The sequence below is a fragment of the Lacinutrix sp. Hel_I_90 genome (genome assembly GCF_000934685.1).
Classification (GTDB): domain Bacteria; phylum Bacteroidota; class Bacteroidia; order Flavobacteriales; family Flavobacteriaceae; genus Lacinutrix.
This window is the reverse complement of record NZ_JYNQ01000002.1, coordinates 1-21,783: the sequence shown is the minus strand read 5'-3', so window position 1 is coordinate 21,783 and position 21,783 is coordinate 1. Positions and strand designations below refer to the sequence as shown.

Sequence of the window (21,783 nt, the reverse complement as noted above, 5' to 3'; positions counted from 1 at the left end):
TTACAAACTTATATAGATACTCATTCTGAAACGAATGCATTACCATGTTTAACAGGTAATTCAAATTTCACATGGATTTCTCAAACAGAATGGGTTAATACTAATAATCACGTAGATTTTTGGTTGCCAAAAACTAACTATCCGGCAAATTTCTTCAATGAGTGTACAGGAACTGGCTCTAGCTACGTTTTGCCAGATCATAAGGCGTCTCCTGATGGTGGCGTTTTCATTAGTATGGCATATAATCAAGGGTATTTACAGTTTTCAGACGGAATAAAATCTTCAAATTACAATTTAGAAACTGGGAAAACATATAAAATTTCGTTTTATATGGCCAATCTTGGTAGACAACACTCTGGTCCTTCACAAGGCAATCCTGTTGGAGAATTGGGAATTAAGTTACAATTGTCTAATGGACAGCAATTTTTATCTCCATTATTAGGATATTCTAACACAACATCAAACGATTGGCAACGTGTAGAGTTTGAATATACGCCAACAGAAAATATAGTTTCAGATTTTAGCTTCATAGCTTATTCAGATATTAATAATTCAATAAGTGAAAGAGGAGCCATTTGTATTGATGGTATTAAGATTAAAGAGTGTGAAAATGATACAGTACCATGTGTTCCTGAACACATCGCTTTTGCAAGTATCGTTCCTGGTATGGGAGCTAACAATATAACGAATGGTTTTGATAGAGAGAATATTGGTAACGCCATCGTAGATTTTGTAAATAATAATCTAGAGGACCTATATTTTACTGGATACGATGCCATTTCTGGTGGAGGCGTAAGACTAAGAGCAAATAATCAACTCATGAGTGATGCTCTACCTCAGTCAACAAATTCTTCAGGAGCGACACTTCCTGTTGATGCCGGTAGTGAAATACATGTTGGCGATTATCAACAATTTTACAACTTCAAAATTCAACGTATGGTTATGCATTTTGATGTTATAAACCAAGATATATTAAACAAAGATTATGATGGTGAAAGTTTAAAAACGTTTTCTATTTAGTGAGCCAGTATAACGTAAGTCTTAATAAGATACTTTTTCAAGAGGCTATTCTTGACAAAATATAAAACCGTTCTTTATTATTTTTGAACAGACTAACAACACAGCAGATGCCTTTACAAATACTAATTTGGCGACTCTTTTTGATAGACCTGTAATTGATTATCAAATGAATAATTCAATAGCAACTTCTGATTATATTAAATTTAATACAGATTTTGATTTTAAATCAGATTTAACCTCATTCTTAGATGGTGCTTATCAACAAATACAAGATTGTGATGATGAGGTACCTGGACCAGTTAAGTATATGTACCCAGAAGTGTCTCTAAGAAAGCAAGTATCTAATGCAGGCACAAATAATGTTATCTTATATGATGATGTTACCTTTAAAGTGCCTAGCGTTAAATTTTGCTGTAGGTGAAGTGTTCGATTTTGACTTCTATATTAATTCAAGTGATTATTCAGAGTCAAGTGATTATAGCAGTGCAAAATTAACTATTAATGGAGTAGAGTATACAACTGCTAATGGATTAATTGTCACCACAAGTTTTGATAATGATGCTTTTGGATTTGTTATTTGTCCGCCTAGTGATATGCTATCTCAAAGTGGTTTTTATTCAGCAAATTACCAAATGGATTATATTAATTATGACTTTAATGCTGTAAATAAGGCCTTTGATTTTAATTTTAACTCCTTGCAGTCTTCTGATAATTCTATCACCATGACGACAACAAAAACAGATATTTGGTCAGGAGTAAACTTACCGTCTGGTTATATTAACATCACTGGGTGAATCTCCATCCTCTAGTTGTAACTCTATAAATCCAAAATGGAATGATAGCATTCCTTATAATTTTGATGAAGGAGTCTTAATTAATTTTAGTACAAAATTAAAAATCACCGCAGATATTTACGATTTTGGTCCAGGTTATGATTATTTTGGTAACATTGCACATTTAAATCACAATGCGGTTCATACCAATGAGCTTGGTGTGTTGGAAGATGCTCAATATTCACTTTTAGTATATATGGCAGGTGTTGAAGGTTCAGCAACCTCGAATAAAGCAAGAGGTCTTACTTCTTTAACAAAAAACAATACGCCACCAGCATTTGCAGACAATTCTATTGTTGCTAAAAAAGTGGTTACCAGTAGTAATCACAAAGCGAGACAAAAATCAAAGCAAAGCGCCTTTGCTAAAAACAGCACTAATTCACAACGTTTCCTTGAAGAAGATTGTGAAGATTGTGTTGTGCAACAAGTAGCCCCTTTAAGTTGTAACGAAAAGTATGAGGCCTATATGCAATTCATGAATTTCCAACCAACTTACTTTGATGGAGCAGAAACCGACAATCAAGGCAATCAAATCCTATAAATGTAGAAGTGCAAGTGTCTACTACCATTGCAAATTATGAGTTATTACCATTATTTAATGAAGATTATTTCTGTAATGCTAATTTTGCTTACATAACAGACGCTTACATTTACTATATTACAGAAAAAGGAGTAGACAGTGTTGACCACCCCTTATTTTTAAGCATTGGTGAATTTGGTAATACTACCGTAAATTATGGCTATGATAATTTAGATACTCTTGCCAATGAAATGCATCTTTTAATAGATGGCTATACTGGAAATATCGATGAAAATGGTATTGCCACTCAAACCTGGAGTGATTATATAGATTCACAAGTTATAAATCAAGACGGTAGTTTAAAGGTTTGTATACCAAATCCGTTTGGTTTCTATTTAGACGTTCCCTCGGTAGACCTTTGCGATGGTGTCGCTCAAGCGTTGATAGAAACATACATTCGTGATAGCTACATAACGTACTTAGACCAATTGAGAAATCAATTTGAGACGGCGTATATTAATGCAGCAATGGAAAATGCCGTAGAGCATTTTTCTATGGAATATCCAGATAAAGAATACCAATACACACTATATTATTACGATCAGGCGGGCAATTTAATACAAACCGTAGCGCCAGAGGGCGTTGATAGATTAGGGAATGGTTTAACAATAGAAGAGAAAGAAGTACTTTCCAATGCTATTGATATTACTAGAGATGCAAATCCAAATACGGCAGTTCCTGCGCAGTTACCAGTGCATAGAATGCCAACACAGTATAAATATAATTCTCTAAACCAGCTCGTTTGGCAAAAAACTCCAGACGGCGGGATTACAAAATTTGCTTATGATGATTTAGGTAGAATTATAGCTTCGCAAAACGCAAAGCAAGAACAGGCATATAGCCCGGTAATTAGTGGGCCAAGACCTATTGCGCGTTTAAGATTTAGTTATACTAATTATGATGCAATAGGACGAATAACAGAGGCTGGAGAAATAGATACTTTTGTTACAGAGCAATATACCATAGATAATAATGGTAAGTTGTTGAAAGCAGGCGTTGTACAACAGGATTTTTCTAATGCTAATTTTGTAGAACGTAGAGAGGTTACCTATACAACGTATGATAATCCTTTACTGTTAGGAACAGGAACTAGTGATGCCTCTTTATTATTTGAAACAGCCTATCAGGGATACAATTCTAGAAACAGAGTCACTTCAGTTTTATACTTTGATAAAGTGGTCACCAGTACGATTGATCTTAATAGTTTCAATAATGCATTATTCTATAATTATGATGTACATGGGAATGTAAAAGAATTGGTGGTTCAAAATAATGAGATGGCCATTCAAAACAGTGATCAGGAATATAAGCGATTACAATATGAATACGATTTAATTAGCGGAAACGTGAATCGTGTCGTCTATCAAAAAGGTAAGAAGGATCAGTTTATGCATCGTTATACTTACGATGCAGATAATAGAATTGTGAGTATTGAAACTTCTACTGATGCTGCTATTTGGGAGAATGATGCTACTTATGAATATTATGAGCATGGACCATTGGCAAGAATGAATTTGGGTAACAAGCAAGTTCAGGGATTAGACTATATCTATACCATTCAAGGTTGGCTAAAATCTGTTAATTCTGAAGCCGTACTTTCAGAAAACGATTACAGTCAAGATGGTGTATTAGGGAGTGCAAATGAAACGGTAGCAAGAGATGCCTATGGGTTTTCATTACAGTATTTTGATAATGATTATACGTCAAGAATTCCTGGAGCCGATGCCAATATTTTTACCAAGAGTAGCTTAGAGTCTAGCACAACCAACTTGTATAATGGTAACATTAAACAAATGGTCTCAAGCATGAGACATTTGAGTGTCGATGGAATCACGCCGAACAATTCTCGCACCTTTACACAAAATGCGCAATATTTTTACGATCAACTTAACCGAATTAAATCTATGAACGCTAGTAGTATGGCGGTTAATGATAAGAATATAATTGAATTTCAAAAAGACAATGCCTATTCTGCAACTTACAATTACGACAGAAACGGAAACTTAACAGGTTTAACAAGACATGCACTAAGAGAGGGGAGTACTGTTGCTATTGATAACTTTGAATACTTATATAACAAAGATGCTAATGGTAATATTGTAAACAACCAGTTAACGGCTGTTAGTGATCCATTGCGAGTACAAGTATCTTCAGATTTAGATGATCAATTACTCGTGCTACAAGAAGAGCTAGGTATTACCTTTAATCCTAATAATGAAGCTACACATAACTACGTTTATGATGCCATAGGTCAGCTAACTCAAGATAAAACAGAAGGTTTAATTATTGAATGGCGCGTAGATGGGAAAGTAAGAAAAGTGATTAAGAGAGCGGTCAATAAGCCTTATGATATTAAGCGTCAAGAAATTGTCTTCCAATACGATGGTTTAGGTAACCGAATTGGTAAAAACGTGATCGACTTTAATAAAAAAGGACGTATTAAAAAGCAAACACCTACTTTTTATAATCGTGATGCACAAGGCAATGTCATGGCCATTTACGAAAAGGAAATTAAAGGGGGTAAAAAGGCTAAAGAAAAAATGTTCTTAAAAGAACATCATATTTATGGTAGCTCAAGATTAGGTCTACAAGAAAGCAATGAATTGTTAGCCTCTAGTGATCAAAAAGAAATCATATTAAAAGAAACGAAAGCAACAAAATTTAGATTGCCATTTGAAGATGTAGATGGGGTGTCACAAAATGATCTTGTTGCTAGTGAGTTAGCATCAGAACTGGCTATTGCATTTAATAGCATATGGGATAAAAAGACAAACAAAAAGACGTCTAAAAAAGAGCAATTAAAAGAACTAGAACAGATCATTGCTAAAAAGATAAAGACTTCTTATCCAGAACAAGGGAGTGAGGAATTAATACTGGCTATCACTAATAAGATTTCTGCTTACCGAGATACGCTAACGAGTACAGAAGATCTAATAGCATCAATTTCATATAATGCTTTAAGTCAAAAACTGAGTAACGATATAGAGCCCATACTTAATAGCTTTATTGTGCCTCGATTAATAGATGAGAGTGCATTAGCTAAAATAAATACACAGGCTATGCAACGCTCTGATGTTTCAGGTTTTGCATTGGATTTCTCAGGGAATAATATTACGTATTGGAATGATGATAGAATTTTTAATTTATTAAGAGCGGGTAATTATAGTATTGAAACGTCTATAAATATTACGAATACCCTTCCAGATGGAGACTATCTAATCTCAATAATAAGAAGTAGACCAATGCGTAGAGGTCAAAACATCATGTATTTATACGTGAAAAAAGAAGGTGCATTATTTTATCCTTACATAAAACTAAAGCGATATGAAACTTCAAACATTATTGGACCAGACGGGATTCCTTTTGTTAATTACCAAGAAGTAATCTATAGCTCAAATCAAGGCTTTTCAACACCACAGTTGGATATTGATTTTCAAGCGAGTTTAGTAAACAGTACTAGCATAACAGCTAATACTGCAGTCTTATCGGTTAACGATGTTGTCTTTAGCTTGAGTAATGGGGGGTTAATAACAACGACATCTACCACGCCAAGTTTAGATAATATCTTAACATTAAACACGAATACCATTGGTGCAGATGCTCGTATTAATTACACCATGTGTTATTATAATTATTCGACTACAGACTTCACTGGTGTTGCCACTCAAAGATCATACTTATTTGATACTGGTTCAGGCACGGTGGCCACAGAAGAAGCAGGTGATATAAACTTTAACATGACTTTATCGAATACTGCGATGTGGATAGATGGGGCTTGTGGAGATCCTATAGTTTACCCAGACTCAGATAACGATGGGATAACAGATAACATTGATTTAGACGATGATAACGATGGTATTTTAGATACCGTAGAGAATGCAGGAGGTATTGACACAGATACCGATAATGATGGGGTTATAAACAGTCTGGATTTAGATAGTGATGATGATGGCATCGATGATATTTACGAATCGGGTGTATTAAATACAGGTAATGTAGTAGACGCTAACAATGATGGCGCTATAGATTTTACAAATGCATCTGTTTTTGGTGCTAATGGTTTACATAACGCATTAGAAACAACTACTGATTCTGGAATAGTAAATTATACGATAGTTAATACGTTCCCTTCAACCGCCGTAAATTTCTTAAACGATGACGATGATGGCGATTCTGTATTAACCAAAGATGAAGATTTTGATGTTGCCGGTATAGGCAATGCGATTAATGAAGATACAGATGAAGATGGTATAGCAAACTATTTAGATCCAGATGATGATAACGATACCGTAATCACGTATCAGGAAGCACAAGATTTAATTACCTACTATGGTGTTACCACAACCATAGGTGCGCGTGCCGATTTAGATGGAGATGGCATACTAAACTATTTAGATACAGACGATGATGAAGACGGGTTCTATACCTACGAAGAGGATACAGCCTCTGCTGGTAACCCACAAGGAACAGATACCGATGGCGATGGTATACCAGATTATATTGATGCTATAGATAACCTGTATGGGCAACCATTAGGGCAAATAGATTTTGCAGATTATGCAAACCTTATAGGAGATAAACGTTATGAGTTATCTAACCATTTGGGTAATGTATTAAGTGTAGTCACAGATAGAAAGTTGTTTAATAGAAGTGGAGCGTTAAGTACACCAGTGTATACGACAACGTTTACCAGTAGCCAAACACCTTGGGCCGCTAGTGAGAATACTCAAAGTGCGACAGTAGAAAACGGTCGATTAAAAGTAGTCACTGGCGCGCATTTAAATGGCGCGAACGGATATTACGATTTAGAAGCTAATAAAACATATAATGTTAGTGTTTATATTGATAAATCTGAATTCACACCACAGTTAGAATTTGGAATATGGAAAGGTAACAGCAAACTATACAGTGAATATGTTACGCAATCTGGAACAATAAGTACCACATTCACACCAACGCAAACCAATACATATAGACTAAACCTAAGACTACGAGAAAGTGGGTACTCTGGAGAAGCACTCCCTTTTTACGTAGATAATGTTACTATTATTGATGTGACGAACAGTAACGATATCGTTAATTTAAACCAATTTTCACCAGACGTTATTGCGTACAATGATTACTATCCTTTTGGGATGCTATTACCTAATAGACATAAAAGCAGTTCTAGTTATAGGTATGGCTTCCAGGGACAGGAGAAAGATGATGAGCTTAAAGGTGAAGGGAATAGTCTAAACTATACCTTTAGAATGCACGACCCAAGAGTTGGAAGATTTTTTGCGGTGGATCCGTTAGCCGCTACTTATCCTCATTATACGCCATATAGTTTTAGTGGAAATAAAGTTATTAGCCATAGAGAACTGGAAGGATTAGAAGAATACTCTAGTTTCGAAGCTTATGTTTTACATACAGGTGATGCAAAAATAACAGTTGATGATTTAGATGGGAATAATGGGGTTTGGCTAACTCAAGATAGAGTTAATGAAACTCATAGATGGAAAAATGCTATGAAATTTATTACTCAAAATGAATCATCTGAACTATTTGTTTCAAAAGGAATGACAGCAACCTCAATTGGTTATACATATGTGGAAACTCCTACAACTGACAATTATAGCTTTGGTATTGTTAGAGATTATTATAAATGGGTTCAAAGAGAAGTTGACAAAAAAGGATTTAAATCACAATGGGCTAAAGGTGCTGCTTATTTAGTCGACGAACTTGCTGACACATGGGAACTAGAGTCGGATAATAGTATAGCGACTGGAGCATTTACTCCTGGATTAGGAAAATTAATGAAAAGTTTGAATTTAGGTATTGCAAAATATGCAACTGAAAAATTTAATGACATTTTATTTGAAAAAGAAGTAGTAGATGATTGGTATAAATGGGATTCAAATTTTGTTTGGCACGAGCAAACCGTAGTAGCTTTAGATGTTTATCAAAATGCAGACAAAAGTGCTTTGTCTTTTGCAAATAGCTTAGCTACTAAATCAGGTCTTATGGGTAATATAGCTATATCTAAACATTTTTTTCCTGACTTTTCGCTTTTTGGAGTAAGCTTGCTAAGCTCAGACGATGAATTTGGTTCGGTAGGAAGATATAACATACCAATGTTTATGTTATACCCAGATAAACATCAAACAAAAAACAATACTAGCTTGAATGAAGACCAGCTTAGCGACGTAAAAAGAGCTAACAAACAAGTCAATGAATATTATGAAAAAAACATTAAAGAAAAACCTTCAGAAAAACCTAAAGGTTAAATTAGTTCTATCGTTATTATTTCTTTCTGGATGTAATCCAAAATCTTCTGAGACATTTTTTGAGTCAATATTAGATTTAAAGAAATATGAATTTTATAATGATGATTTAGTATTATTAAAAAACACCTCAATAGAGGATGGAATATTGATTTTATCATCTATAATTCAAAATGAAAGTATTGAAAAAAGAATACTTTTCTATTTTATTGATTTAGATGACAAGAAATTATTGAAGATACTAGAAAGTCCTATAGATGAATATGTTGGTTTGAGATATTCTTTAGATAATGGAATGTTTTACTTATTAAAAAACACTTCGTCAGAGACTATATATGTTAATAATATAAGGGATAAAAATGCGAAATTTGAAAAGAAGCAGTTATTTGAAGGTATAGATAAGTATACACCTTTTGAATTTAATGTAGTTGATAGAACCACATACTATACTAAGGACCTTAAAGGGGGTGTGTTTTTAATTTTAAAAACTATATTTTTCATGAAAAATCAATATTTTCAACAGAAAATGCTGACTATAATAGCCTCTCACTCCCCTTGAAAAAAAGAAATGTTTTTTCATATCTTAAAAATGATTCATTAAATATTTTTTGCTTTTATAACAAGAAAGAGTGGCAAAAAAAAATACCTCTTAAAAAGACTAGTAACGGTACATTTTTTAATTCTAAAATTTATAATTTAAATAGTCTATTTGTAGTAAAGTATAATAACAACCTGGTTGGCTTAGACAAGATTAATGGAAAAGAGAAATGGAAAAAAACATTTAATGCAAACATTTTAAATATATATTTTTACAATGATAGACTAGTTATTATATGTAATAACCATAACAGCACAAAAGTCATTCAAGTATCAGATAATGGACAGGTTATAAAGGAAGTGTTTTTGAAAGAGAAGATAGATCATAAAAATCAAATATTTTTTTTAGAAGATAAAATTATAGTTCACGTCTCAAAATCAAAAAATTCTTCATACATATTAAATCTGACCACTAATAATTTTGAGAACATTAAAATTAATAACAATCAAGATTTAAAACAAATATTTGATAAAAGAAGTGGTAAATACTATATAAAATTTGGTGAAAATATTTACAATAAAGCTATTTAGCGAATAGATTTCTAATCTCCGTTAGATGGGATTTGTAATGAACTCCTATAATACTATATAAAAAAAGAAGGCTTCTATTATTTTATAATAAAATTAGTAGTTGTTTAACTTCTCATGTACCTTTTCAACCCGCTCGTAAGACATATGTTTAGATTGGCGCGCTTCTGTGAAGCGTGTCTAATTTTTAAACACATTGTAAATTTACCCAAAAACCGAACTGACCAAAGAAAAAAAGATTATTCTCATTATTAATAGCTGAAAAATGCAGAATAGCTTGTAAACTAAGAGAATTAATAAGTATTCAATTTCTCATGTACCTTTTCAATCTCCTTATCCACATAGACTTGTGCATAATGGACATAACGGTTAAAGGAGTTACTGGCATGACTATGCCCACTAATTTTACGAACTAAATGCTCTGGCATTCCTAAAATTAACAAAGTAGTAATAGCAGTACGCCGCATCATGTGAGAACTCATCTTATCACAAAAACGTGTTTGCGTAATTTTTACAGCACTTTTATTAACTTGCGAGGCTTTGCCTTGCTTTTCTCGAGAGATCGCAACAGGAGTAGTAAAATCTGCTTTCTCGCCTAATAGTTTTAAGTTCTTATTAAAATTAAACAAGGTGATGTTTTTAAATACCGCTGTTTTGGCGCTTTTAGGCTCATATTTTTTATAAATGGATACAGCATAATCTGGTAATTTAATAAAACTATACGTTTTTGTTTTTTGAGATTTTATTTTTAAATACCAATCACCTTCTTGTAACTCGAAGTTTTTGTTGGTGAGATTGAAAATATCTGAATACCGCAGTCCTGTAGTACAACCAAAGACAAAAATATCTTTGATGCGTTTCAGAGTTGGGGTTAAAGACTCCTCAAAAATAGTGTCGTGTATTAAAAATTTTAACTGTTCTGGAGACAACACGAAAATTTCTACCTGTTCATTGCGGACATAAAACAACCGTTGGAAGTCACCTGTATTAATATCTTTATCGTGTTTTAGATAATTGAAAAAGGTGCGAATGGTTTTGATGTTTGCGCCAACATAGTTGTCATAACAGCCATTTTTATAAAGATATTCTGTGAATTTTTTATAAAACTTTTTCCAGTAGTTTTTCTCCGATGTTAACTCCCGTTTGTTAAGCTTAGAAGCGTCACAAATGCGCAATTCAAAACCAGCCTCTATCGAGAATTTTGTAAGATTGTTAAGTGTGTATTTGTAATTCTCTATACTGCCTTTCTTTATACGCTCTCCATTTTTTTTAAGACGCTTCCCTGTTTCCGTTTCACGAATGAATTTTTTGAATAAGGGAATTACAGGTTCTGGCTTTTTCATGGGTTCTTTTATCTGACTGTAAATGTAACTATTTTATATAATTGTAAATTGTTGTTGAGGGTGAGAGATTTTTTAAAACGAAAAGCCTTTACATTCCTGTAAAAGCTTTTTGTCTAATTTCTTTCTTACTCGACATGGCACTCGTCACAGACGAGCGCAAGCTGGGCATTACCAATAACTCCCTATTTTACTAATGCCTCCAAAGATTATTATTTGATTAGGATTAGATTTTATTCTTAAAAATTTTTCGCAATTGTTTTTTGTTTCCAAAAAAGATGTTCCTTTTTCGGATATAAAAGCGTTATTTTCCCTAGCTTTTTTAACAAAAAATTTATAATATTTTATATCTCTTCCGGAATAAACATTAAAAACATAAGCCTGTAGTTTATCTTCTTTAAAAGCAAAATAGTATTCAACTTTTCTGTTTATATTGAGTATCTTTTGATTTATAATATAAGAATAAATGGATATATCATCATCTAATTTACTATTAGAATCTTTTTTTAATTCTGGTATAATATTTTTTAAGTCAGAACAAGAAATGTTTAAATCATAGTCATTTATTCCAACTGAATTAAAATCAATCTCGCACTCATTTTCATTTGTGAAAAAAGAAAAGACAATAAAAAAAAGGAAATATTTCATATTTAATTATTTAAAAAATTTAAATCGATATAGTAGTTATTATTCAAAGCATTAATGTGAATTTTTACTTTTTTTTGCATATTTATTTTAATCCTTAAAATTGTGCTATCCATAGGAATTTGTTTCACAAATTTTTGTTCAAGACCTTTTGAATTAATATATCTACAAACCAATAATGATTGTATCTGATATTTATCTTTAACATTATACTTGGCTATCTTCAAAAATTTCAATCCATATGTTTCAGAGGACTCATAATAATTATGCTTTAATATAGTATCATTTTTTATTACTTCACAATTCTCTGCATCTAACTCAATAATTGTTCCATTATTTTTTATTCTTTCTATTGCCAATTTTTTTCCTTGCAATAAAGAAGAACTATCTGATTTCAATTTTTGATTGAGAAAAAATATAATTACACCAATTATTAATATTGTTATAAAATAATACACAAATTTATTTTTTATCTGATTTAGTTTTTGGACTTGATTCAACACGGTTTTCCGTATTGAGGTATGCTCTATGCACACGAATACTTTCTCCATCATCAGAGTATTCAATTAAAATAGCACTATCTCTTTGTAACATTGCGTTTTCATCACTCCAAATAGCATTATCTAACTCTTCTTTAGTTTTAATTTGTCCAGTTAAAAAATCACCTAATAAAGACGTTGGTAAACTTATAACTTCAAAATTATCTTTAATAACACCATTTCCTACAACATTCTGTAAAGATGAAACAGGATTGTTTCTAGATACATTTAGTACATAATCTCTTCTAGCTTCTTTTATGTCATCTATCATTTTTTGAGCTTCATTTCCTAGTAAGTCAATAACTAACCCTGCCGCTAAAGCTGGTAAGAAACCACCAGAAGAGGCTATATATGTTGTTATACCTGTTCCTAATAGAGAATTTGCATCTACTTGACCATCATTGTTAGCTGTCTCACTGACTAATGAAACTACATCCCAACCATCTCCAACTTTCTCTAAAACACTACCAAGATGTTTAAGAGACCTACTTCTAAATGCTTCTACTTGATTTATCTGTTTAGTATTGAAGTGCTGATTTCCTAAATTTCTAGCTGCCATGGTAATATCCTCAACAACAGTTCCATCTATCAACGTTACATCTCTAACTATTAACTCATTAACAGTATATATCTTACCGTTTGTTCCTTTTAATTTTCCTTTACCTAATTCTTTGTATGCAAAAGAATAAGAAAAAGCAGTTGCTTTTTCTCCAATGATTTCTAATCCTTTTGTCACTACACCTACTGAAATCGCTTCACCGTTTACTGTAGAGAAAAAAGAAGCCCCTTCTTCCTTTGGTGTAATCGCAATTAATTCTTCTCCGCCTTCAAGCTCTTTGTGAGATATAACATTGTTACCACTAAATTGATAAGGTGAATAAAAAGGATATTGTTTCGCTAAAGGGTCAACAGTAAAAAATCTACCAATTCTAGGGTCATACATCCTAAAAGTGAAATTCATAGAATTCCCTTCCCCTTTAAGCTCATCATCTTTCTCCTGCCCCTGGAAGCCATAGCGATAGCTAGAGCTACTTTTATGTCTATTAGGTAATAGCATCCCAAAAGGATAGTAATCTAATATGTCTTGAAATCAATAAATAAAAGAACTTATACCTTATAAAAATAGTAAATAATAACCACTTTATGCTAAAAACGCACTTTTTTGATGCATAAAATAATATAGAAATAGACCTAGTTATTCTGTTAGAAAAATAAATTGTGTAATTTCGCAGCTTTAGAAGCTAAACGAATGAAAATAAAACTCCTACTTATTATTTTACTGGTAGTATCCTGTGGTGCAAGTAAAGAATCCCTGCACCAAAAAAAGATACAAACCACAACCTTTAAAGAAGACTTTATGGTCACTAAAGAGCCCACGCATACAAATACTAGTAGAACGTATTATTGGTATAAGTCTAATAATATTCAACAATCTAAAGGTGGGTATAGTGGCGATTTGTTACATGGTGAGTACATACAATATTACATTACCAATCAACTAGCAGAGAAAGGCGTCTTTAATCATGGTCTAAAAACCAAAACATGGAAAAGCTGGTTTAAAAACGGTCAATTAAAAACAGTAGAGCACTATAGTAATGGGAAATTGAATGGCAAATTTGAATTGTATGGTGATGATGGGAATGTGGTAACACGAGGGCGTTATAAAAACGATATTAAAAACGGAAAATGGATCGATTATATTGCAAAGGATACGCTTCGATATAAAAAAGGGAAACAGGTTGTAAAAGACTCTATTACTATAGATGAAAAACCGTCGTTTTTTAAACGTCTGTTTAAGAAAAAAGAAACGGAAGAAAAGGGTGAGCTAAAAGAAAAGACACCAAAGCCTTTAACACAAAATAAAAAGAAAACTGTTAAAAAAGAAAAGACCCAGCAACCAAAAAAAGAGCCGTTTCTAAAACGTTTGTTTAGTAAGAAAGAGAATACTAATGCTAAAGGCTAGTTCATTATTGTATGCTATTTTTATATGTTTAGTGGTCTCGCTACTGTGTGGGAGTCTTATTCTTATTTTTAATTACCAATACCGATTAAAACAACAGTTTTTTTTAGAAAACGAGTTAGTAAACTACAGCAACTCTAGTTTTCTAAAATTTATAGACCTGTTAAATACGACAACAAATACTTCTAAAGGAAGTATTATTAGTGACGATAATCGACTAACCACGAATTACACACTATCAAAATGGGGGTTCTATGATCTCGTAAAAGCCAAAACCTATTTTAAAAACGACACGCTTTATAAAACAGGCCTTATTGGGAGTAAAACAACAGAAAAAGACTTAGCGTTGTATTTAACAGAATACAATGCCCCTTTAAAAATAGGAGGTAAAACACGTGTAGTGGGCGATGTTAAAATTTCTAGTTATGGTGTGGAACAAGCCTATTTAAGCCACCAGAACTTTACGGGAGGTAAGTTAATAGAAGGGAAAATAGGACACTCTAGCGATAGGTTACCTAGATTAGAATGGAAAGCAGATGCTCGGTTTACAATGAGCGAAAGAGAACTGTACTACGAAGAAATTGTAAATAAACCACTGTACAATAGTTTTTATGAGCCTACGATAACTGTTATTGTTGATGGGATCACCCATTTAAGTGAGGTAACATTATCTGGAAATTTTATCATTCAGTCTAAAGATTCACTGGTGATAAAAGAAACAGCAAAATTAAAAGACGTGCTTATTAAAGCGCCAAAAGTCACGTTTAGCTCTGGTTTTAATGGTAGTGTTCAAGTGTTTGCTAAAGCACGAGTCCATTTAGAAAAGCGGGTACATTTACAATACCCTTCTAGTATTTATCTAAATAATGACAATGAAGACAAAAGTATTGAAATATTTATAGATGAACACAGTAAAATCGCAGGCGGTGTGGTTTTAACAGGGAATACCTACGAGGGGTCTTTAAAGCGCTTGATAACGATAGAAAAAGATGCAGAAGTGGTAGGTGATGTGTATTGCTATGGGAAAACCCAACTTAAAGGCAAAGTAACGGGTACGGTGTATACCGATCGGTTTTATTTAAAAACAGATGGGGGTACTTATGAGAATTATTTGGTTAATGGTAGTATAAATAAAAAAGAGTTACCAAGTGCCTTTGTTGGTTTGCCACTATTTGCTAATAATACAAGAGTATATGAACTTATTAAAGAATTATAAATTACAGGCCAGTTCGCTTATAGAATCTGTCATGGCGATTGCCATTATTTCCATCTGCGTTTTTATAGCAACGATGGTTTATGTGAAGCTCTTGGACTCTGATTACGAAGTGAGTTACTATAAAGCGATGCAAAAAGTCACGCAGCTACATTTAGAAACTATAGAACAACAGGCTTTTGAAGATGAAGTCTATGATTATAAATCATTTAAAATTGATAAAACGGTTAATGACTACAGTGTGTTTTTAAAAGAAGTGGCTTTTCGTGTAGAAACCAAAAACAAAAAAGAAACCTTTAAATATTTAGTTAAAGTAAAACCATTTGAAACCAACAACTAAAAAAATAAAAGCCTTTACTATCCTAGAGGTGGTAATGAGTCTAGCGATTATGAGTATTATAATAGTGATGGTGTACACTATATTTACCTTATTGTCTAAGCAGTTGTATGCGTATAGTCATTTAACAGAGGAGATTAATAATTACAATCAATTAGATACCGCTTTAAAACGAGACTTGCACAATGCAAACGATATCCAGTTTTCGAATAATGTGTTGTTACTCATATCAAAAGGGGATAGTTTAAAATACACGTATACTAAAAATAGATTGATTAGAGGGTCACTAACCAGTATTGACACCTTTTCAGTAGCGATAAAAGCCTTTGATTTTAAAAAGGAAAATCAACTATTAGAGAGAGGTATAAAACAAGTCACGCTCACTTATAATTTTTTAGAACAAGATCTTAAAGCGGTTTATTTTAAAGATGTTGGTGTTGCAAACCAAATAAATAAGCGATTTTTTAAGCATGGGAATTGATTTAGCGACATACACTAAAAAGGGCGTGTCTAAAACTAAGAAAACGAGTTTTCTAGACCGAGACGTGCGTTTTGTGTCTGGATTTTCAGATAAGAAAAAAGAACGCTTCTATAAAGAACTGGCGTTACTCATACAGTCTGGAATAGACTTTAAGCAAGCGCTGGAAATTATTACAGAACAATATAAGAGCAAAACAGATCGCGCACTAATTACCACGATTAAACAAGAAGTAGTGCAGGGTAAGTCTTTACACGAAGCTATGAAGCAGAGTAAAAAATTCTCTGCTTATGAGTATTTTAGTGTAAAAATAGGAGAAGAGACCAGAAAATTAGACAAAGTACTTATAGAATTACAAAAGTATTTTGATCGTAAGATAAAAATGAAAAGGCAACTCATTTCTGTGTTTACGTATCCTGCTTTTGTACTGGCAGTGACTTTTGGGGTCTTGTATTTTATGATGAATAATGTCGTGCCTATGTTCTCATCTGTTTTTAAACAGTTTGGAGCGGAACTACCACCACTAACTCAAAAAATAATCAATCTTTCTCACAACTTTTCAACCCTTTCTGGTGTTTTTATTTTTAGTGTTCTTGCGATTATTGCGTTTCATCACTTAAGTAAGAAAAAGAATGGTATAGGCATTTTACGTCTAAAATGGTTTTACGGATTCCTTTCTTTGGAGCCTTAATCAAAAAAATCTATTTATCACGGTTATGCCAATCGCTTAGTTTGCTGTTATCAGCAAAAACGCCTTTAGTCATGTCATTAGATTTAACGCATAAGATGATTGATTTCTTTCCTATCGAAACCAGTCTTGAGGCAGTAAAAAGTGATATTTTAAAAGGAAGTGCTTTGGGAGAAAGTTTGTCTAAATATCGCATTTATGATTATAAGTTTGTTTCCATGATTAAAGTGGCAGAACAAATAAACAAGCTCGATGACATGTTTGAAAGACTCTCAGAGCAATACAATGAAGAAATAGAACATCAAACGAAGATGATAGGTGTCGTGCTCGAACCTTTAATAATAATTATTATCGGTTTAATTGTTGGTGTGATAATGGTGGCTATGTATTCACCAATGTTTGATTTAAGTAAAATTATAGGCTAAGAGACGTGTAAGAATAAAAAAAGTGATATTTTCGCGAATTATTACCTGCTAAAGACATCGAAACCATTAATATTCAATGATATGAATAAGAAAATAAATAGAAAGGAATATTTAGAGGCCTACTCTTTAACAGAGATCTTAATAGTACTAGCTATAATAGGTATATTATTAATGATGGTATTGCCTAATCAAACGTCAGTTGTGGCACAAGCCAGAAGTATAGAAGCTCAAAAAATGCTCAATCATTTATATGGATTAGAAAAAAGCTATAACTTCAGGTTTTCTAAATATTCTTCAAGTTTTGAAGAAATAGGCTTTGAACAAGAATTAACAATAGATCAGGGAGGGCAAGGCGTTTACAAGATTGAAATTATAGACGCATCTGTTAATACATTTAAAGCCAGAGCAGTTTCGGTTAAAGATTTTGATGATGATGGTAATTACAATACTTGGGAAATTGACCATAGAAAAATTCTCTTAGAAACCGTCAAAGATTAAATTTTTGCTCCTAACTACTACCATAATACTTATTGTTATCCTACTTTTAATCCTTGTTCAGGATGTAAAGCATAGGGCTATTCACTATGTTTTACCTTTAGCCTTGTTTGTTGTAGGTCTTAGCCGTTTTATATATTTAAAGCAAAATTTTAACGAGTTATTCATAACCTCAAGCTTTTTGTTTTTAGTCTTGCTAGGTCTTTTTATCTATTTTTCAATAAAGTCTAAAAAAATAATCAATCCAATAAATAGTGCAATAGGCTTAGGTGACATTATCTTTTTTATAGCGATAATCCCTTTGTTTTATTCAACCACTTATATTCTATTCTTTATTACAGGCATGTTGTTTTCTGCACTATGCCATTTGCTTTTTAATAAAAGGAAAGAGTTACACGTGCCTTTAGCAGGCTACCTCTCTCTCTATTTATTAGTCTTTATTCTGTTAAACAAAGCCACTACTACAGAGTTGTTTTATACCCACAACATTTTATGGTAAATAGCGATGACATCCATATTAGCGTAGAGATACAGCAACTAATAAATGCTGAAGTTGCTCAGCACTATAGAGTGATTCCCAGTGCTATTTCTAATAATGAGTTAATTTTATATACTGCAGATTCTAATACTAACGATAGTCTTGAAGAATTAGAGATGATTCTTGGGTATTCTATAAAATTAATGCCGATTTCAGAACAGAGGATTTCGAAAGCATTATCGGTATATTATCGTAAAAACGAATATAAAACAGAAGACAAAACAGTAAATTTAAATAACGAAGATTTTCTAGAAAATCTCATTTTTGAAGCAAAAGGAATGTCTAGTAGTGATATTCATTTTGAGGTTTATGAGGAAGAAGCGAGAGTACGTTTAAGAATCGATGGTTTACTTATTGAGAAATACAGAATCCCAAAAGAAAATTATTTAGAACTCGTTAATAAAGTTAAGATTAAAGCAAATCTTGATATTACCGAAAAACGCTTACCTCAAGACGGTAGAATAAATTATAGCGATTTTGATATTCGTGTGTCTATTTTACCAACATTGCATGGCGAAAAAATAGTGATGCGTATTTTAGGAAAAGATGCTTCAAACATAGATTTGGATCAACTTGGTTTTGAAGCTGAAGAAAAAGAAATTTATCTTGAAGGGGTTAAAAACACTAACGGTATAGTATTAATAAGTGGGCCAACAGGATCGGGAAAAACAACCACACTGTATGCAACTTTAAAGCTTTTAAATAAAATTAGAAGCAATATTGTAACCGTTGAAGACCCTATAGAATATACACTTAAAGGCATTAATCAAGTGCAGCTTAAAGAAGATATTGGGCTAACATTCACGAGTGCTTTACGTTCCTTTTTAAGACAGGATCCAGACATTATTATGCTGGGTGAAATAAGAGATGCAGAAACAGCTAAAATGGCGATTAGAGCATCCTTAACTGGACATTTGGTTTTGTCTACCATACACACAAACTCGGCTTTAGGAACCATTTCTAGGTTAGTAGATATGGGTGTACCTGCTTTTCTAATTGCTGAAACATTAAACGTTTCGGTGGCACAGCGTTTATTAAGAAAATTATGTGTGTCTTGCAAAGAAGTGCATGATTTTGATGAAAAAGAACTCCCAAGAAATTTCAATCCGCCTCACAAAATTAAAGCGCATTATAAAGCTAAGGGGTGTGAAGCATGTTATTACACAGGTTATAAGGGACGTCGAGTATTTACGAAGTTATCCCTGTAAATCAAGAGTTAGCCAATAGAATAAAAACAGATGCTCAAAACTTAGAGCAAAATAGAATAGAAAATATAGAAAAACTATCAGATAAAGCATTTAAGCTATTTGCTAGTGGGGAGACCTCATTAGAAGAAGTATATGCGATATTGATAAACGGATAATATGAAAAAACAGTTATAGTATTAATGTTGTTTTTGCTTATTATGTCAGGGACAACAACTGACATTAAATGAGATAGAGCAAAAATTTGAGTACTGTCTAAGAGCAGCCTGGACTTAACGAGAAAGTAGAATCTGAAGTCACAGGTCTTAATTTATACACCTTTATAAGTTCGTTGGCGTTAGAACATAAGTTGAATGTCGATGTTGACCCAAGTTTAAACACAATAGTAGAGAGTAATTATTTTGACGTTCCTGTAAAGGAGGTTTTGACTTTCTTAATTAAGCAGCACAATATTGAAGTTGAATTTGTAAATCAATTTATTGTTTTTAAGAAGCAAAAGGAAAAAGAAAAAGTCATAGAAAAGCGCGTAGAAAACTTATAGACGTTAAATACAACAAAGCAAATCAATTTTTGTCTGTAAATTTAAAAAAATGATTCTTTACCAGGAGTAGCAGAAAAAATAACCAAGGAATCTGGAAAAAATATTATTATTTCACCTGCTGTTAAAGGTATTAAAGTCACAGGGTACTTTCAAAATAGGCCATTTGATGATATTTTAAACATGATTGGGCAATCCAACGGTTTAAAGTCACTAAAAATGAAAATGGTTCTTATTTTATTGAAAAAGACGAAACACCAAAAGAGATAAAACTGTTGTCACTAATTCGAATATATCAACAGAAGAAGAAAAGGAACACAAAATAATACAGGGCAATCTGAAGGAGAAGGGTTTTATGAAGTAACCACTTCAAACTCTGGGTTTCTAAATATTAATGCTAAAGAAGCAGAAGTTACCGACCTTTTAATGGAAGCAGCAGAGCAGTTGAAGCTAAACTATTACATGTATTCCTTACCAGACGATATAAAAAAACATTAGTGGCTAGCGAAATTAGTTTTAATGATCTTTTAATATTGCTTTTCGAGGTAAAGAGTATACTTACAATCAAGACGATTCTGGGTTTTATTTTATAGGGAAAAGAAGTGAAGAGGGGCTGCGTGAGACAGAATTAATTCAATTAGAGAATAGAACTATTGAAAAGTGTGATGAACTCTATTCCTGCAGAATTAAAAAAGATCTCGAAGTTAAAGAATTTCCAGAATTAAATGGTTTAATTGTTTCTGGGTCCAAGCCCAAAATTGAAGAATTGCGACTCTATATTTATCAAATTGATATCGTAGTCCCAATGGTACAATTGGAAGTTTTTATTGTTCAGTATAATAAATCTCATGACATTCAAACAGGATTAAAAGCAGGTTTAGATCCTGATGGAAAAGATAGAGTAACCTCTGGTATTTTATTTCCTACTGGTGATGTCAATTTGAATGCGAAGTCTGTCAAAAACTTAATAGATATCTTTAATGGTTTTGGTATTTTTAATTTAGGAAAAGTTACAGAGCAGTTTTATGCGAGTTTACAGTATTTAGAAAATAATTCAATAGTAAAACTGGAATCTACTCCTAAAATAGCAACTTTAAGTGGTCATGAAGCAACGTTTAACCATAGGAGAAAACCAGTTATTATTTTGAACAGAAATAATATTTTTAATTCAGGATTGAACCCTACAATAACACAGTCTGGAACTTGGAAGCCAACAGAAGCCAATCTAAGCGTAACAATTAAGCCTTTTGTTTCAAAAGATGAGCAAATTACTTTAAAATTAAGGGTTGAAAAAAACTCATTCCTAGGTAGGGCAGGAGAGAACGCACCTCCAGGAAAAGCGACGCAATCTTTCGATTCTGAAATACGAGTTAAAAATAACGAAATGACACTTCTTGGCGGTTTAGATGAACTCACAAGAGAAAACTCGGGAACTGGTGTGCCCTTTTTATCTAGAATTCCAGTCTTGAAATGGTTCTTTAGTGGTCGGTCTAAAAGAAATCGAAATCAAAATTACATATTTTGATTAAACCAACAGTCACGTATTGATGATTAGTAGTTT

22 protein-coding genes are annotated in these 21,783 nt (G+C 32.6%); 18 read left to right on the top strand and 4 right to left on the bottom strand.

Annotation, left to right across the window (positions count from 1 at the left end; all coding sequences use genetic code 11):
- The 7 genes from GQ46_RS17920 to GQ46_RS16940 all read left to right on the top strand — a co-directional run.
- Nucleotides 1-1,020 (top strand): hypothetical protein (locus tag GQ46_RS17920; protein ID WP_044405473.1); only part of this gene is annotated, 1,020 nt, incomplete at its 5' end.
- A 166-nt stretch (nt 1,021-1,186) separates the two neighbouring features.
- Nucleotides 1,187-1,441, top strand: a complete 255-nt coding sequence (locus tag GQ46_RS16965; protein WP_044405470.1) for a hypothetical protein — start codon at nt 1,187-1,189, stop codon at nt 1,439-1,441.
- Nucleotides 1,365-1,814, top strand: a complete 450-nt coding sequence (locus GQ46_RS16960; protein WP_197077384.1) for a hypothetical protein — start codon at nt 1,365-1,367, stop codon at nt 1,812-1,814. Before GQ46_RS16965 ends, GQ46_RS16960 begins: the two co-directional genes overlap by 77 nt.
- A 202-nt stretch (nt 1,815-2,016) precedes the next feature.
- Nucleotides 2,017-2,394 carry a hypothetical protein gene (locus GQ46_RS16955; RefSeq protein ID WP_044405464.1) on the top strand — a complete coding sequence of 126 codons (378 nt, stop codon included), beginning with the start codon at nt 2,017-2,019 and terminating at the stop codon, nt 2,392-2,394.
- 14 nt (nt 2,395-2,408) lie between these two features.
- Complete coding sequence (locus GQ46_RS16950; RefSeq protein WP_156133330.1) at nt 2,409-8,699, top strand: RHS repeat-associated core domain-containing protein; 6,291 nt, start codon at nt 2,409-2,411, stop codon at nt 8,697-8,699.
- Entirely contained in the window at nt 8,653-9,255 is a 603-nt protein-coding gene (locus GQ46_RS16945) for a hypothetical protein (protein WP_156133328.1), read from the top strand. Before GQ46_RS16950 ends, GQ46_RS16945 begins: the two co-directional genes overlap by 47 nt.
- The gene (locus GQ46_RS16940; RefSeq protein ID WP_044405455.1) at nt 9,252-9,824 is read left to right on the top strand and encodes a hypothetical protein; all 573 of its coding nucleotides are present in this window, start codon (nt 9,252-9,254) and stop codon (nt 9,822-9,824) included. Before GQ46_RS16945 ends, GQ46_RS16940 begins: the two co-directional genes overlap by 4 nt.
- A gap of 290 nt (nt 9,825-10,114) precedes the next feature.
- On the opposite strand, the gene GQ46_RS16935 is transcribed toward GQ46_RS16940, so the two are convergent.
- From GQ46_RS16935 to GQ46_RS17315, 4 genes are all read right to left on the bottom strand, one after another.
- Nucleotides 10,115-11,164, bottom strand: a complete 1,050-nt coding sequence (locus GQ46_RS16935; protein ID WP_044397239.1) for a tyrosine-type recombinase/integrase — start codon at nt 11,162-11,164, stop codon at nt 10,115-10,117.
- A 168-nt stretch (nt 11,165-11,332) separates the two neighbouring features.
- Nucleotides 11,333-11,809 carry a hypothetical protein gene (locus GQ46_RS16930; protein WP_044397237.1) on the bottom strand — a complete coding sequence of 159 codons (477 nt, stop codon included), beginning with the start codon at nt 11,807-11,809 and terminating at the stop codon, nt 11,333-11,335.
- 2 nt (nt 11,810-11,811) lie between these two features.
- Nucleotides 11,812-12,204 (bottom strand): hypothetical protein, encoded by a 393-nt coding sequence (locus GQ46_RS16925; protein ID WP_156133059.1) that lies wholly within the window; start codon nt 12,202-12,204, stop codon nt 11,812-11,814.
- A 64-nt stretch (nt 12,205-12,268) separates the two neighbouring features.
- On the bottom strand, nt 12,269-13,426 hold the full coding sequence (locus GQ46_RS17315; RefSeq protein ID WP_255350655.1) for an RHS repeat domain-containing protein: 1,158 nt from the start codon (nt 13,424-13,426) through the stop codon (nt 12,269-12,271).
- A gap of 168 nt (nt 13,427-13,594) precedes the next feature.
- Between GQ46_RS17315 and GQ46_RS16915 the strand changes: the two genes are divergently transcribed.
- The 11 genes from GQ46_RS16915 to GQ46_RS16870 all read left to right on the top strand — a co-directional run bounded on the left by GQ46_RS16915 (nt 13,595) and on the right by GQ46_RS16870 (nt 21,747).
- Nucleotides 13,595-14,308, top strand: coding sequence for a toxin-antitoxin system YwqK family antitoxin (locus GQ46_RS16915; RefSeq protein WP_044397244.1), 714 nt, complete (start codon nt 13,595-13,597; stop codon nt 14,306-14,308).
- The gene (locus GQ46_RS16910) at nt 14,295-15,521 is read left to right on the top strand and encodes a hypothetical protein (RefSeq protein ID WP_044397246.1); all 1,227 of its coding nucleotides are present in this window, start codon (nt 14,295-14,297) and stop codon (nt 15,519-15,521) included. Before GQ46_RS16915 ends, GQ46_RS16910 begins: the two co-directional genes overlap by 14 nt.
- Nucleotides 15,499-15,858: a hypothetical protein gene (locus tag GQ46_RS16905; protein WP_044397248.1), complete on the top strand. Its 360-nt coding sequence runs from the start codon at nt 15,499-15,501 to the stop codon at nt 15,856-15,858. Before GQ46_RS16910 ends, GQ46_RS16905 begins: the two co-directional genes overlap by 23 nt.
- Entirely contained in the window at nt 15,842-16,336 is a 495-nt protein-coding gene (locus GQ46_RS16900; RefSeq protein ID WP_044397250.1) for a type II secretion system protein J, read from the top strand. Before GQ46_RS16905 ends, GQ46_RS16900 begins: the two co-directional genes overlap by 17 nt.
- The gene (locus GQ46_RS18020; protein ID WP_052503538.1) at nt 16,326-17,024 is read left to right on the top strand and encodes a type II secretion system F family protein; all 699 of its coding nucleotides are present in this window, start codon (nt 16,326-16,328) and stop codon (nt 17,022-17,024) included. The genes GQ46_RS16900 and GQ46_RS18020 overlap by 11 nt, the downstream gene beginning before the upstream one ends.
- Before the next feature lie 71 nt (nt 17,025-17,095).
- Nucleotides 17,096-17,446 (top strand): type II secretion system F family protein, encoded by a 351-nt coding sequence (locus GQ46_RS18015; RefSeq protein WP_052503537.1) that lies wholly within the window; start codon nt 17,096-17,098, stop codon nt 17,444-17,446.
- 81 nt (nt 17,447-17,527) lie between these two features.
- Nucleotides 17,528-17,944, top strand: a complete 417-nt coding sequence (locus GQ46_RS16890) for a type IV pilin protein (RefSeq protein WP_044397254.1) — start codon at nt 17,528-17,530, stop codon at nt 17,942-17,944.
- Between the two features lie 4 nt (nt 17,945-17,948).
- A complete protein-coding gene (locus GQ46_RS18165) occupies nt 17,949-18,440 on the top strand; it encodes a prepilin peptidase (RefSeq protein WP_197077318.1) in 492 nt (163 codons plus the stop codon).
- Nucleotides 18,434-19,687 carry a GspE/PulE family protein gene (locus tag GQ46_RS16880; RefSeq protein ID WP_369793462.1) on the top strand — a complete coding sequence of 418 codons (1,254 nt, stop codon included), beginning with the start codon at nt 18,434-18,436 and terminating at the stop codon, nt 19,685-19,687. The genes GQ46_RS18165 and GQ46_RS16880 overlap by 7 nt, the downstream gene beginning before the upstream one ends.
- Nucleotides 19,688-20,015: 328 nt before the next feature.
- Nucleotides 20,016-20,225 (top strand): hypothetical protein, encoded by a 210-nt coding sequence (locus GQ46_RS16875; RefSeq protein ID WP_044405449.1) that lies wholly within the window; start codon nt 20,016-20,018, stop codon nt 20,223-20,225.
- 763 nt (nt 20,226-20,988) lie between these two features.
- On the top strand, nt 20,989-21,747 hold the full coding sequence (locus GQ46_RS16870) for a type II secretion system protein GspD (RefSeq protein ID WP_156133326.1): 759 nt from the start codon (nt 20,989-20,991) through the stop codon (nt 21,745-21,747).
- Nucleotides 21,748-21,783: the final 36 nt, after the last annotated feature.

Coding starts and splice junctions, on each gene's coding strand:
- GQ46_RS16930 (WP_044397237.1), bottom strand. CDS start 11,809: ATGAAATATTTCCTTTTTTTTATTGTCTTTTCTTTTTTCACAAATGAA.
- GQ46_RS16880 (WP_369793462.1), top strand. CDS start 18,434: ATGGTAAATAGCGATGACATCCATATTAGCGTAGAGATACAGCAACTA.
- GQ46_RS18015 (WP_052503537.1), top strand. CDS start 17,096: ATGTCATTAGATTTAACGCATAAGATGATTGATTTCTTTCCTATCGAA.
- GQ46_RS16935 (WP_044397239.1), bottom strand. CDS start 11,164: ATGAAAAAGCCAGAACCTGTAATTCCCTTATTCAAAAAATTCATTCGT.
- GQ46_RS16945 (WP_156133328.1), top strand. CDS start 8,653: ATGAAAAAAACATTAAAGAAAAACCTTCAGAAAAACCTAAAGGTTAAA.
- GQ46_RS16890 (WP_044397254.1), top strand. CDS start 17,528: ATGAATAAGAAAATAAATAGAAAGGAATATTTAGAGGCCTACTCTTTA.
- GQ46_RS16960 (WP_197077384.1), top strand. CDS start 1,365: ATGCAGGCACAAATAATGTTATCTTATATGATGATGTTACCTTTAAAG.
- GQ46_RS18020 (WP_052503538.1), top strand. CDS start 16,326: ATGGGAATTGATTTAGCGACATACACTAAAAAGGGCGTGTCTAAAACT.
- GQ46_RS16965 (WP_044405470.1), top strand. CDS start 1,187: ATGAATAATTCAATAGCAACTTCTGATTATATTAAATTTAATACAGAT.
- GQ46_RS16915 (WP_044397244.1), top strand. CDS start 13,595: ATGAAAATAAAACTCCTACTTATTATTTTACTGGTAGTATCCTGTGGT.
- GQ46_RS16905 (WP_044397248.1), top strand. CDS start 15,499: ATGAACTTATTAAAGAATTATAAATTACAGGCCAGTTCGCTTATAGAA.
- GQ46_RS16910 (WP_044397246.1), top strand. CDS start 14,295: ATGCTAAAGGCTAGTTCATTATTGTATGCTATTTTTATATGTTTAGTG.